8 protein-coding genes are annotated in these 15,273 nt (G+C 36.8%); all 8 read left to right on the top strand.

Going from position 1 to position 15,273, the window contains the following annotated elements; genetic code table 11:
* The first annotated feature begins 258 nt into the window (after positions 1 to 258).
* On the top strand, positions 259 to 1,890 hold the full coding sequence (locus tag ACQR30_RS12655) for a sodium:solute symporter family transporter (RefSeq protein ID WP_429735645.1): 1,632 nt from the start codon (positions 259 to 261) through the stop codon (positions 1,888 to 1,890).
* Between the two features lie 86 nt (positions 1,891 to 1,976).
* Complete coding sequence (locus ACQR30_RS12650; RefSeq protein WP_429735643.1) at positions 1,977 to 4,376, top strand: alpha-N-acetylglucosaminidase; 2,400 nt, start codon at positions 1,977 to 1,979, stop codon at positions 4,374 to 4,376.
* A 173-nt stretch (positions 4,377 to 4,549) separates the two neighbouring features.
* Positions 4,550 to 6,994 (top strand): GH92 family glycosyl hydrolase, encoded by a 2,445-nt coding sequence (locus ACQR30_RS12645; protein WP_429735641.1) that lies wholly within the window; start codon positions 4,550 to 4,552, stop codon positions 6,992 to 6,994.
* Between the two features lie 99 nt (positions 6,995 to 7,093).
* On the top strand, positions 7,094 to 9,595 hold the full coding sequence (locus tag ACQR30_RS12640; RefSeq protein ID WP_429735639.1) for a GH92 family glycosyl hydrolase: 2,502 nt from the start codon (positions 7,094 to 7,096) through the stop codon (positions 9,593 to 9,595).
* A 104-nt stretch (positions 9,596 to 9,699) separates the two neighbouring features.
* Positions 9,700 to 11,256 (top strand): glycoside hydrolase family 28 protein, encoded by a 1,557-nt coding sequence (locus ACQR30_RS12635; protein WP_429735637.1) that lies wholly within the window; start codon positions 9,700 to 9,702, stop codon positions 11,254 to 11,256.
* A 91-nt stretch (positions 11,257 to 11,347) separates the two neighbouring features.
* Positions 11,348 to 12,973: an alkaline phosphatase PafA gene (gene pafA, locus ACQR30_RS12630; RefSeq protein WP_429735635.1), complete on the top strand. Its 1,626-nt coding sequence runs from the start codon at positions 11,348 to 11,350 to the stop codon at positions 12,971 to 12,973.
* A gap of 804 nt (positions 12,974 to 13,777) precedes the next feature.
* Entirely contained in the window at positions 13,778 to 14,212 is a 435-nt protein-coding gene (locus ACQR30_RS12625; RefSeq protein ID WP_429735633.1) for an RrF2 family transcriptional regulator, read from the top strand.
* Positions 14,213 to 14,581: 369 nt separating this feature from the next.
* Positions 14,582 to 15,273, top strand: a 692-nt coding sequence (locus ACQR30_RS12620) for a DUF2490 domain-containing protein (RefSeq protein WP_429735630.1), incomplete at its 3' end; no start/stop codon positions are given.

Here is a 15,273-nt window from a genome sequence, read left to right as displayed (position 1 = left end):
TTTAGTGGCATTGTTGAAGTATTGGAACTTATTTTATGGCCACGAGGCTATTAGTCTCGGACAATTCATGTGGAGTTGTTAGGGGAGGGTTGTCATTAATTGTTTTTGAAGGTTGAATCAAATAGCTTAAAGTTGAAACTCACATTTAAACAGATGCTTGAAATAAATTTTGAATAATTATATACATAGAAATATGGGTTAATCATATTTAAGCCTAAATTGAAAAGCATTTCACTTTTTAAAAATCTTCTAGAATAAATGAATACTCTCCATACTGCTGATTATATTGTGTTTTTTGTCTATTTTATTGCGGTAAGTTTTTATGGGTATTATGTATATAAAAAGAAGAAAGCTAAAACTGGGGAAGCAAAGGAATTTTTTTTAGCCGAAGGATCACTAACCTGGTGGGCTATTGGGGCCTCTCTAATTGCTTCCAATATATCCGCAGAGCAATTTATTGGTATGTCAGGTTCTGGTTTTGCACTTGGGCTAGCGATTTCCTCCTACGAATGGATGGCAGCGGCGGCTTTAATTCTCGTGGCTATATTTATAATTCCTGTGTATCTTAAAAATAAAATTTACACCATGCCTCAGTTTTTGGCTACGCGCTACAATGATAGGGTAAGTAGTATAATGGCAATATTTTGGCTTTTGGTGTATGTGTTTGTTAATTTGACTTCGATTATTTATTTGGGTGCCCTGGCTATTTCTTCTGTATCTACTATAAGTTTTGGCTGGAGTGTTTTTGGCCTTGTACTTTTTGCTGGTTTTTTGACACTTGGAGGTATGAAAGTAATTGGTTACACCGATGTTATACAGGTTATTGTGCTGGTTATTGGTGGTCTAATTACAACTTATTTGGCGCTTACCTTGCTTAGTACAGAATTTGGTTATGGTAAAAACGTTATTAAAGGGTTATCTCTTCTAAAGGAGCAGGCTCCAGATCATTTTCATATGATCTTTAAACCTTCTAACCCTTATTATAAAGACCTACCGGGAATCTCTGTTTTAATTGGCGGTATGCTCGTCAATAACCTCGCTTATTGGGGCTGCAATCAATATATCGTTCAACGAGCTTTGGGTGCTGATTTGAAAACTGCGAGAAAAGGGATTTTATTTGCTGCCTTTTTAAAACTATTAGTGCCTGTTATTGCGGTGCTTCCGGGCATTGTGATGTTTGTATTATATAACAAAGGTCTGTTTCATGCTGAGATGACTAGTATTGTTGGTGTTGTAAAACCCGATCATGCCTATCCGACCCTGATGAATATACTCCCTTCAGGTTTAAAAGGAATGGCTTTTGCGGCTTTAACGGCTGCTATCGTGGCTTCTCTTGCGGGTAAAGCCAATAGTATCTCCACCATTTTTTCTTTGGATATATATAAAAAATATTTCAATAAGGGAGCTACTGAGGCTAAATTAGTGCGTACTGGTAAGTGGGTGGTAATTGTATCGCTAAGTATTGCAGCTCTTGTGGCGCCAAGCCTTCGTTCTTTAGATCAGGTCTACCAGTTTATACAGGAATACGTGGGTTTTATTTCTCCCGGTGTACTGGCTATATTTCTGCTCGGTTTTTTCTGGCGGAAAACGACAACGCTTGCAGCTATGACGGGTGCATTGCTCACTATTCCTCTTTCAACCGTTCTGAAATTTTTACCTGTTTGGACTTCCGGTAGTTTTCCCGATATTGCCTTTTTAGATAGAATGGGTATTTGTTTCGTTTTGACTGTGTTGGTGATGGTGGTAATAAGTTTCATCAAACCAACTTTAGAAGGCGACCAAAAAGTAATAGAAGTAGACAGTTCCATGTTTCGATTTTCGTCCGGTTTTGCTTTTGGCTCCATCATCATATTAGGTATTTTGGCAGCACTATATACTGTTTTTTGGTAAAAAAATGATGAACGGGATACGGGCGCAGAGATAGGAAAGACACATAATTAACTAGCACGGGCTTCTACCTTAAATGATAATAAAAAATGCAAGGAACCATTCTTATTAAAAGTAAAAGCGGAAAGTTGCGGCGTTTTGCCCCATCAGTAAAAAAAGAAAGACTTTCAACTCGTCTTAGACGACATCAATTTATCATTAGGTGTCTGGGGGTAATTATCTTTATTTTCGCGATAATTACTTCATCAACGGCTTGTGTTATCTTCGAGTCAGATGCTTATCCAGAAGCACCAAAGAAAGAACCATTCTCAACATCTACAAGAGATATACTTCCCCAAACTGGTAAGTCCTTAGATATCTCTGCAGCAAAAGACTTGATAAAAAGAGTCCTGGGAAAAAATGCCGATTATTTTGTTATAGAATCTATCGCGTTTGATGGAAAAGATAGATTTGAATTAGAAAGCAAAGGCGATAAAATCCTTATTAGTGGAACGAGCGGTGTAGCGGTAGCCAGTGGCCTATATTATTATTTGACGAGCTATTGTCATTGCCAGATTACTTGGAATGGAGTAAACTTGCATTTGCCTCATACTCTCCCAAAATTAAAACAAAAGATTTCCAAAAAAACACCTTACGATTATCGATATTATCTTAATTACTGCACATTTAATTATTCTATGTCTTGGTGGAACTGGCCGAGGTGGCAAAAAGAAATTGACTGGATGGCCATGCATGGCATAAATATGCCGCTTGCGATTACAGGTCAGGCCTATACGTGGTATCGCGTTTACAAAGAGATGGGGTTTGGGGATGAAGAATTATCTCATTTTTTTAGTGGGCCTGCTTATTTTGCTTGGCTCTGGATGGGTAACATAGATGGTTGGGGAGGCCCACTACCTTTTGCTTGGATGAAATCCCATTATCTTTTACAAAAGAAGATATTGCAAAGAGAAAGATCATTGGGGATGAAGGTGGTACTTCCGGCTTTTACTGGGCATGTTCCAGCTACTTTTAAAAAACATTTTCCAAATGCGAATTTAAAAGCGACAAACTGGCATAACGGTTTTGGTGATACTTATATTTTAGATGCAACTGATGCTAACTTTAGCATGATTGCTACAAAGTTTCTTCGAAAGCAGACTGAACTTTATGGCACCGATCATTTTTATTCGGCAGATACTTTCAATGAAAATCAGCCGCCAAGTGGCGATTCAGCTTATTTGTCCAGCCTAAGTGCAAAAATTTATAAAGGAATGCAGTCAGTTGATAGCACTGCAATTTGGGTTATGCAGGGGTGGTTGTTTTATAATGACAGGAAGTTTTGGAAAGATACACAAATAAAGGCCTTGTTAGATGCGGTTCCAGATAATAAGATGATAATTTTAGATTTAATTTCAGAAGTTTATCCGGTGTGGAATAGCACAAATGCCTTTTTCGGTAAGCCTTGGATATGGAATATGCTAAACAATTTTGGAGGTAATACTAATTTGTTCGGAAATATGCGTCAAGTCGCCAATGGCCCTTCAGAAGCGCTGCATGATAAAAATGGCGGAAAGATGGTGGGTATTGGACTTACACCCGAAGGAATAGCACAAAATCCGGCCATTTATGAATTGATGACTACTAATACCTGGACAGATCAATCCATCGATTTAAAAAAATGGTTATCTCAATATGTTTTAGATAGGTATGGCAGCTCTGATATACATGCCATAAAAGCTTGGAGGATTCTGGCTAATACTGTTTACCATGTGGGTAAAGCTAATTTTATACGTGATGGTGCAGAATCAATTATTCAGGCCAGACCCACACTGGATAGCTCGGCACGCTGGGTAAGAACCAAACTTAATTATCAGCCTAAAGATTTGGTGATGGCACTGGATGAATTAATGAAAACAGTTCCTGCTGCGGAAAATTCTGAGGGCTTTCGTTTTGATTTAGTGGATGTTCTTCGCCAAGTTATGGCAAATTATGCTAGTGATTTGCAGCAGCATTATGCTAGAGCCGTTTATCAGGATGATAGTCTTCAAATGAAAGCCTACGCCACTCGTTTTATTCATCTAATTGAAGATATGGATAGATTATTGTCAACGAGAAAAGATTTTTTATTAGGCCCTTGGATTGCAGCTGCAAGGGCTTGGGGGACAAATACTGCCCAGAAGAATTTGTATGAGAAAAACGCGAGAGATTTAATTACACTATGGGGTGATAAAAATTCTGATTTACACGAATATGCCTGCCGACAATGGAGTGGTCTGTTAGACGATTTTTATAAACCACGATGGAGTGCTTATTTCGAAGCAAGACTAAATTACATGCGTCGCTTCGGCACGGAAAAGGGCTTTGATCAGCGAGCGTTTGAAAATCACATTAAAGATTTTGAATGGAAGTTTGTAACTACGACAAAGAGCTACCCCACGAAACCCGATAAGAACCAACTTTTAACAATTGTTGAAAGGCTTTATAGGAAGTATAGACCGCACTGGTAAATCATTTGTAAATATCGTTGTTCATTACGGTATTTACATGGTAAAATCGTAAGATATAATAGACGAATTCTGTCGAACAGAATAGATGTTTTTTGTGTTGTATAAGGAAGTAGACGATAAAGTAGAATGAGTATGTATTGCGTTTTTATTTGAATACTCTCAAAAATTATTTTATGAAACAATTATTGATATTGAAAGAAAAATTAAGTATAAATGCGAGACTTCTGTTGCTTTTTGTTCTTTCAATAAGTTTATTAAAAGGACAAACTACTTTAGTTACCCGTTACGTGAATCCTTTGATTGGGTCAAAGGGAGATGGTCATATTTTCATTGGTCCAAGTTGCCCTTTTGGGATGGTAAAACCTGGGCCGGATAATTCAGTCGGCGCTAATAGCGGTTTTGTAGCAGACAGCATCATTCCGATTTACGGGTTTAGTCAAGTGCATGTAAGCGGCACAGGTGGTGGACCAAAATACGGTAATATTAGTGTAATGGCTTTTAGCGGTAAAGACGATATTCATGCCCACTCCACTTGGTCCCAAGAAAACGTCTCTCTTGGATTTTATAGTGTTTATTTAAACAAATATCATATTCGTACAGACATTACTACTTCAGCGCGGTCTTCGCTATATCGGTTTATTTTTAATAAACGGCCGAATAAAAATAATGGAAAATATCCCCTTAAAGTAAAAATTGACGGAGGCTTATTTTTGGGAGAAAAGTCGATACCAAATTATAGGGAAGCGCAGCAATTTGTCGGCAGTAGTGTACAAGTACTTTCGGATAGTAGCTTGCGAGGTTATTCGAGGATTCGGGGCGGGTGGAACAATGGTAAGGCTTACACCGTATATTACTATGTGATCTTTGATCATAAATTTTCTACTTTTAGCACTTGGCGTGCGGAACAACTATGCAAGGGTATTGCAGCACAGAAAGATGACGGAAAGAAAACAGGCGCTATAGTATGTTTTGATGCCAAAAATCTTTTGGGAGATAGCCTTAAAATGCGCGTAGGTATATCATTTATAGGAGAGTTAAATGCAAAGGCAAACTTAACTGACAATGCTATTTCGAATAATCAGATTAATTCCATATTCGATTTTCAAAAAACTTATGAAAATCTCATTACTTCTTGGCAAGACTATCTGTCCCGTATTGAGATTCAGTGTGTCGGAGAAACTCCAACAAAAGAAAACGCAATTACAAAAGGAGTGAAATGTAAAAGTGCAGTAGATCAGGAAATAAATGAACAGAAAACCATGTTCTATACAGCTCTTTATCATACCATGCTGATGCCAACAGATAGAACAGGAGAGAACCCCAATTGGGAGAATACGACTCCATATTATGATGATTTTTATGCTATTTGGGATACCTACAGATGTTCTTTTCCTTTACTCACTTTAATTGCTCCTGAAAGAGAGACTGCTATTGTAAATGCCCTTTTACAAATCTATTTGCACGACGGTTATTTGCCCGATGCAAGAAGTGGTAATGACAATGGTCGAACTCAAGGGGGCTCAAATGCTGAGATTGTGATAGCTGATGCTTTTGTTAAGCATTTGACCGGTATCAATTATAAGCTGGCTATGAAAGCTATGTTAAAAGATGCAGAGATTCCTCCGGGCGGAAATGAGGAAAAAGAAGGTCGGGGTGGCTTAACCGATTATAATAATCTTGGGTATGTAAGTCACAGATTTGTTCGCTCGGGCAATAGAACGGTTGAATATGCTTATGACGATTATTGCATTGCTACGGTAGCCAAAGGGTTAAACATGGGAGATGTATATGAACATTTTATTCGTCAAGCAAATAATTGGCAAAATTTATGGCATAATATCACAGACCATGGATCTAAAGGGTTTATTATGCCTCGTAACCCAGATGGGAAATGGGTGGATAGTATTAATTGCAGTATTGACAATAACCGTATTTCGTCAATGGCTTATAATACTCCATTATCAAAGGATTGGCCTAATTGTGTTTGTTGGTGGTGCGGCGTTTTTTATGAAGCGAGCAGTTGGGAGTATTCTTTTTCGATCCCCCATGATATCGCCGCAATCGTTGCCAAATCTGGTGGACGACAAGCATTTATTAAAAAGCTCAATACACTTTTTGATAATCATTATTATAATGTGGGAAACGAGCCTTCTTTTCTGACGCCGGATCTTTATAGTTTTGTGGGAAGGCCTGATTTGAGTTCCAAACGTATCTTGGAAATTATTAAAAAGAACTTCCATGCGACGAACGATGGTCTCCCTGGAAATGATGATAGTGGAGCCATGTCATCTTGGTTTGCCTTTCATCAAATGGGACTTTATCCTAATGCCGGGCAGCCTTATTATTTAATAAATTCACCCACCTATTCGATGACCGTTATTCATTTAAATAAGTCGAAGGATTTTATTATTAAAGCGAGAAATCTCTCAGATAAAAATCATTTTATTATCGCAGCCACCTTAGGTGGTGTACCACTTAACAGATGCTGGATTACCCACGATGAATTAATGAATGGTAAAATATTAGAGTTGACTATGGGAGCAAAGCCCGGCACATGGGCTACCGGCATTTCAAAACAAGATTTGCCACCATCTTTATCTAATATTGTTTTCAAATAATTTTAGATGTGTGGATGCTTAAATTCAGTAAACCTCTTTTTGATCTTGAAGATACCTAACTTAAATTCTAAGATACCGTTTAATTTAAAAATGATTAAAATGATTTTGAAAGGATTTAAACATATAAATCAATTTACGCTACATTCAATTCTTAATAATAAATTGAAGAGTTGCAGATTATTAATTTTAGTATTTGTTTTTGGTTCCTATTCGCTTTTTGCACAATCTAATCATTCCAAATGGTTAGTTGATTATGTTCAGCCATTTTCAGGTACAGCCAATGCTACGACGATTTCTGCTTTAAAGCATAGTGAAACAAGTAGCGAGACGGCGGGCAATACTATTCCAGATGTTGGTTTGCCATTTGCTATGGTTAATTTTACACCCCAGACCCGCTTCTTCGAACAAAAGTGTAATGCTCCATATAAATATGGTGATACGCTGTTTTCTGGTATTCGGGCAACGCATTGGTTGAGTGGATCATGTACGCAAGATTATGGTAGCTTGACAATCATGGGGACATCGGGCCATTTGGAATTAAAAAACGATGTCATAATGTTTAAACACAACTGGGAAACATCGACTCCGTATTATTATCAAATGGATATACCTGACAAATACAAAGTCGAAGTAAGTGGCTCACTAAGAAGCGGAATTATTGTTTATACAATGAATAGTGATGATAGCCTCTTTGTGCATATACATCCTAATAGTGATATCGGTAAAGGTCTTGTCTTTGCAGCAGGGAAGAAAAATATTTTTTTTGCCTCAAATCCAGCACACCGTATTTATCAGGGATGGGGCGAGAGCGCAGGATTTAGCGGATATTTTTATTTGAGTTTTGATAAGGTGCCTTGTCGAGTTGTGTACGACGAAGATGAAAATAGTGGCTTTATTGAAGTGGGTGGTAGCGAACAGAAAAGGACAGTACCTAGAACTAATTCGGGATATAAGAATACTGCTACCGATGCTTATCTTGGATTTTATTTACGTAAAGGAGAGCGACTGGTGTTACGCATTGGAAATTCTTTCTCAAGTTTTCAAGGGGCAAAAAGAAATTTGAATGTTGAAATTGGTAAAAAGAGTTTTGAAACAGTTAGACGAGCTGCTAAACAGGAATGGGAAACTAGTTTGGCACAAATTAAAGTTAGCACTAAAAATGAAAAATTAAAGCACATTTTTTATACATCTCTTTATCACAGTATGCAGCAGCCGCGTCTTTTTAGTGATGTAGATGGTTATTATCCAAAATTTGGAGGTTATTATCAATTGGAACGCTTAAGTAAAAAGGATATTGAGTCAGGTAAAAAGTACTATGATGACTTTTCCATGTGGGACATCTATAGAGCGGAGCTTCCTTTATATGAAATTCTACAACCTAATTTTATTAATCAATTGGTTGAGTCTCTAATCCTAAAAGCGCAACAAGGTGGTTGGCTGCCTATTTTTCCATGCTGGAATAATTATACGGACGCCATGGTTGGGGATCACGCAGTTGCTTTTATTGCTTCGGCCTACAATAAAGGTATTAGAGATTACAATATCGTGGAAGCCTATAAGTATATGCATAAAAATAGTTTTGAAGTGGCAGATTCGGCCGATTATCATAATGGAATGGGGCGAAGGGCTTTAAATAGTTATTTGAAATATGGCTATATACCATTAGAGGATTCTGTCCCAGTAGCTTTTCATAAAAAAGAGCAAGTGAGCCGTAGTATGGAGTATTACTATGATGATTATGCTTTAAGTACAGTAGCGAAATCTTTAGGTTATCAAAAAGATTATGAAATGCTAAAACGGCGCAGCGAAAACTACTATAAGGTTTTTGATAAATCTGTAAACTCTGTTCGAGGTCGCTATATTAGTGGTAAGTGGATTAGTCGTTTTAATCCAGAGGCAAGAGAAAGTTTTATAACAGAGGGGACTCCGCATCAACTTAGTTTTTATGTCCCTCAAGATGTAAAAGGATTAATCAAATTAATGGGAGGTCAAAAACGATTCATGGAATCCTTGGACAAATTGTTTCAGAGCGGTGGTTATTGGCATGGAAATGAACCCGGTCAACAGATTCCTTTTATGTATAATTATACAAGCCAGCCGTACAAAACCACAGTTCGGGTACATCGTATTTTAAATCAGGAGTATAGCGAAGGGCCTGGCGGCTTAGGTGGCAATGATGATGGAGGTCAAATGAGTGCTTGGTATGTGTTTGCTTCCATGGGGTTTTATCCAGTGGATCCGGTTAGTGGACGATATTTAATTTGTGCCCCTCTTTTTGACACAGTTGTTATCCGGCCGGGTTTGTTTATAACGAGTTTAATTAAGGGTAAAAATGCAAATAATTTAGGAGATTGCTTTTCTATTATCTGCCACAAAAGTTCTCCCCAAGCATGTTATATAGAAAAAATAGAATTAGATGGAAAGCCATATGCGAAGAATTATTTTTGCCACCGTTTTTTTCAAAATATAAAGGGAAATAATGAACCTGATTCAATAAATAGAATGGGGAAAGCCAAAAAGGATAGCGTAGGACATAGAATGGATATTTGGCTTGTAGATAAACCCACTAACTGGGGAAGCGCCATTGCCAACCAACCTTGAAGAAGTGATGACAAATAAAATATTTTAGATGAATATTTATTTGATTATATATGGATTTTTAAAAAAAGGAAATTTGAATTGTCTTAAAAAAATAATATCATAATATGGAAGCAATTAAACAAAAATTTCAATCTAAAAGATTTGTATGTAGTATTGGTTTACATAACGGCAATAATATTATGATCTTACGATATATTAGATCTTATATAGGTGTTGTCTGTATTATATTGGGTCTTTTTATTACAAATATTGCCAATTGTGCCAATTTTTATAAAGCTAACCAATTAAACCTAAGACAAACCAATACCATTTTTAATGTTGAAACCTTTGGTGCAATTGGGGATGGAAAGACGGATAACGCTAAAGCATTTCAAAAAGCTATGGATGCTTGTACTGCTGCTGGAGGTGGAACTGTATTTGTTCCTGCCGGTAAAGTTTATCTAAGTGGACCTTTTGATTTAAAATCATTTGTGACTCTATATGTAAGTGCAGGTGCAACGATTCTGGCTAGTCCCAACGAAAAATTGTATGTCAACAGTGCATTTGGCACGAATAGAGGGGAGGGTATGATTTGGATAGGTGGTAATAAGATAAAAGACGTAACCTTGTGCGGACCTGGCAGGATTGACGGCAATGGTGTTTCGTTTATGGGAAAGGAACTCAATGATAGCTATGAATTAAAACCTATATTACATAATGAAGATCACAGACCTCATTTATTGACTTTGATTGGTTCGAGTAATATTCAAATTCGTGAATTAAATATTGTCAATTCGGCCTATTGGACCATTCATTTGGCGGGTTGTAATAATGTGGTAATTGATGGTATAAATCTTCTAAATAATGTAAAAGTGCGCAATAGCGACGGCATAGATATTGACCATTGCAAAAATGTACGAATTTCGAATTGCCAAATTGAATCAGGAGATGATTGTATTTGCTTGAAAAATCGCCGTGAGTATAAAGAGTTTGGCGCCTGCGAAAATATTGTAGTAACGAATTGCATTATGACTTCCAGGAGTTGTGCAGTGAAAATTGGATCTGAGAATATGGACAGTATTTGCCATGTTGTTTTTGATAACTGTATTGTCAAAAATTCCAATCGTGGCATTGGTATTCAAAATAGAGATGAAGGCAGCGTAAGTGACATCCAGTTTTCAAATTTCGTTATTGAATCGCATCTGTTTTCAGATGTATGGTGGGGGAAAGCGGAGCCTATTTATATTACCGCATTTATAAGAGCCGATGCTAATAATAAAGATGCAAATTGGCGCTTCCCAGAAGGTGCTATGCATGGTAAGGTTGGTCCTGTAAGTGATATCTATTTTTCTAATATTGTTGCTAAATCTGAAAATGGGGTTTATATCTCAGCGGAATCGGCAAGATTGGTTCATGATATATATTTTAATTCTGTCCATGTTCGTTTAAAAAAAATAACCAGTATTAAGAGTGGGGTATACGATAGACGACCCTCAAAAGTTCAAGGTTTAATAAAACATCCAACTGCAGGATTTTATGTTGAAAATACGGATGGCATTTTCATGAATAACTGCTCGGTAGATTGGCTTGGGACGTTACCGGACTATTTTGGGAAAGCCATAGATACAATAAATTGCAAGGATATTCATAACAATAATTTTTTGGGTAAGAATGCCCATTAAAAGATTCTAAATACACGGTAGCTAATGCTTCATTGATTATTGTAATTAACCACTTCGACACATCTTTTTTTAAATTTATTAAAAATCTTTTATGAAAAAAATAGTATTGTTTTTTTTATTTTCTTATATGTCTCTTTTTTCTTTCGCACAAATGCAAAGACCAAAATTAGTGGTTGGAATTGTAGTAGACCAAATGCGGTGGGACTATCTCTATCGTTTCTACGATAAATATTCGGAGGGAGGTTTTAAGCGATTACTTAATGAAGGATATAGTTGCGCAAACACATTTGTCAACTATTTGCCTGCATATACAGCAGTTGGACACTCTACAATCTTTACTGGATCCGTGCCATCTATTGATGGTATTGCAGGGAATAGTTGGCGTTTTCAGAATTCAGAAAAAACTACTTATTGTACTGATGACTCGACTGTGTCAACTGTTGGCGCTGTTGGAGGCGCGGGTGAAATGTCCCCCCATAATCTTTGGGTTACAACTATTACCGATGAACTGCGTTTGGCGACTAATTTTAAATCGAAAGTTATAGGTGTTTCCTTAAAAGATCGTGCCGCAATTCTGCCTGCCGGACATAATCCGACTGGTGCTTTTTGGTTGGATGATTCATCCGGTAATTTTATTACCAGTACTTATTACATGAAAGAGTTACCTATTTGGGTAAAAGTATTTAATGAGGAGAAAAATATTGACAAACTAATTAAACGGAGCTGGAAACCCTTATTATCTATTGACCAATATACAGAGAGTACAAAAGATGATGAACCTTGGGAAGGAAAATTAAAAGGTTCGGCAACCCCCACATTTCCTTTTGATGTCGCCAAAGCTTATTCCATAGATAAAGAATCTTTTCGCCAAACGCCATATGGGAATACTCTTACATTGAATTTTGCGGAAGCGGCAATTAATGGTGAAAAACTAGGACAAGGTAATTACACAGATTTCCTAACTATTAATTGCGCATCTACTGATTATGTTGGTCACATGACGGGGCCAAACGCTATAGAAATTGAGGATGTGTATTTGCGATTGGACAGGGATTTGGCGACTTTCCTCGATATGTTGGATGCGAAAGTTGGTAAAGGTAATTATTTAATATTTCTTACTGCCGATCATGGTGGTGCGCATTCAGAGGGCTTTATGAAAGAACGTAAAATGCCAACAGGCTTTTTTCCGAATCTTACAATGGCGTTAAATGAATACTTGCAAAAGGAATTTGGCGTTAATAAACTTGTTCTTGATATCGAGAATTTTGAAGTTTCTTTTGATAATAGAAATATTGAATCAAATCAATTGAACAAAGAGAAAATTAAGGCAGCAACAATTGTTTTCTTACAAAAGCAAAAAGGTATTTTATATGCCATTGATGAAAGTAGGGCAGTTACAGCCCCCATTCCTTCTTCTATACGTGAAATGATTATTAATGGTTATAATAGAGAAAGAAGTGGGGATATAAAAATTATTCTGCAATCTGGATGGTTGCCAGACAATTATAAGACTGGGACTTCTCATGGGCTATGGAATGCTTATGATACGCATATTCCTTTGATTTTTATGGGGTGGAAAATCCCTCATGGAGAAACTAATAGTACAAATTATATGACTGATATTGCACCTACCATTGCTGCGCTGTTACATATACAGATGCCGAGTGGGTGTATTGGAAAAGCAATTGTTTCCCTTACTGATATTGTAAAAAAGTAGAGGATGAATTGTTGACATAAGTTATGGTTGCCGGTAAGACGGCACGTTTTTTATTGTTTGACGCTGGTGCATTACAATGAAAAAATAAAATTGGACGAACTGCATTGCGCATTATCAAGCAGCTATATTGTCTTCGTAGATATTCCATTCGTTTGATCAGTTTTACGGTTTAAACAAATTTATTTTGAGGTCTTAATTTTCACCAATTTGAAATTGAAAAGATTAGATTGAAAAATAATTTGTGCTTAACCAAAAGAAAATATTGCGCGCAGATTTTTGACCGTAAGTCTTATGTGTTTTCAGTTTATTAATCTTTTAAGACAGAGAACGCGAAATTATCGTGAGCCCTTCAATTTTATAATTTCCTGTGTAGGAAGGATGGCGGAGTCTGATTATGGATGTAAAAGCAAATCCTTAACCACAATCATCTCGGATTACGAATGTTTTAAAAGAAAGAGGAATCAATATTTTACTTGTCTATTTATTATCCAAGGATTAGTTCAATAGTAGGGATTAGAGATCCGCATATTTTGCGTGGCGAGGACAAAAAGGCTTTTATTTGGTGGCAAGAGATATGGTTTCTTCACTTGGATGGAATTCGTATAGAGCACTAGTTTTGATGAAATCAAAGGGTCTTATACATTGGAAATTTTCCGTGGATCGGATTTGAGATTTGTACTTAAAATTGTTGATTTAGTTTTGTCAAAGCTCAAGAAGTCTGATTTTAGTGAAATTGATTTAAGTTATTTTGCTTAATTGAAATTATTACGAGAACTTCGTTTCCCAACAATTAAAGCAAGTGAAATGCTGTCAAAGAAAGCTAAATATGCTATCAATGCTTTAGTATTTATCGCTAAACATAAGAAAGAAGAACCTATTTCTGTGAGTAGAATCTCAGAAGCTCAAAATATTCCTTTAAAATTTCTGGAATCTATTTTATCGGAGCTTAGAAATGCACGTATTGTAAAAAGCAAAAAGGGAAAGTTTGGCGGGTATTCTCTAAGTACTACGCCGGATCAAATTAATATGGAAATAGTAATGCGGCTCTTTGATGGTGCGATCGCTTTACTACCATGTGTCTCTTTAAATTTTTATGATCGTTGTGAGGAGTGTGTGGACGAGGCTACCTGTGGCATAAGACAGGTTGCAATGGAAATCAGAAATGATACTATAAAAAAATTAAATGCCGCGACGCTCGCCGATATTATAAAAAGAGAAAGAAAATTGGAGGCGAAATAATTTTTTTAAAATTAATTCATATTAATTTGGTAGGAATTATATGATTTAGTTTCTTTGTCGAAAATTACGTGGAATAGATTGTTTTGATTTATTAGTCTATAAAAAATATAGACTAATAAATTTTGCAACTCTGCTGGTGTGGATTTTTTTACTTGTCAAGTTGGTATTGGCACTGTTTAGCGCAAAAACATTTTCTTTTTTAATCATTTAGTCTATTAAAATAATAGACTAGTAAAATAATTTATGCATAAAATCTATCCGAACGAACCAGCAGGAGGGTTGCACGGCTGCAAGTTAAATCGACTTTTAAGACGGGCATGGCCGCTCACAGATTAAGGAAACAATTTTAATTTCTCCAATTCAATTATTATGCAAATCAAGAAAAAATATAAAATTTTATACATACTTACTTCGGTCTTTATTAGCAGCACTGGTGTACTGTTTGCACAAAAAAGTGTAACACACCAGAGCCAGTATTGGTTGCGTTATTTCGGCAAATACAATCTTTCACCTCACTATACTATTGATGTCGAATTTGAGGACAGAAGGTTTTTTAAAGACGACCGGCAAGGTAACTGGGTGCTGCCACGCGTAACATTGGAACGTGAGCTGGGCGCTGGCTGGAGCGCGGGTATTGGGTTTACTTATTATACTTCACTTAATCCTCAAGACCCTACTAAGCCACAACAGTTAACTGTACCTGAGCTGCGGCCCGATGAGTTTTTATCTTACAAGCAAAAGATAGAGAATCTCACGATTAGCCACCGGTTTCAGTTGGAACAGCGGTGGACACGCAAAAGCAGTGGCAGTGAACTGAAATCAGGTTACACATTTACACAGCGTTTTCGCTATCAATTGCAACTGCAATACCCGCTTATTAAAAAGCTTACTGCAACAGGCACATTAAACGCGAAGGCTGCTGATGAAATTTTGCTGAATATGGGGCATTCTATTGTGTACAATACTTTTGATCAGAATCGAGCTTATCTGGGGTTGAATTATGGTATAACAAACAGCTTTCAAGTTGAGTTGGGCTATGTGAGTTATTTCCAGGAGCAGAA

This window comes from Arachidicoccus sp., assembly GCF_050436765.1.
Classification (GTDB): Bacteria; Bacteroidota; Bacteroidia; order Chitinophagales; family Chitinophagaceae; genus Arachidicoccus.
This window is presented reverse-complemented; position numbering and strand designations above follow the sequence as displayed.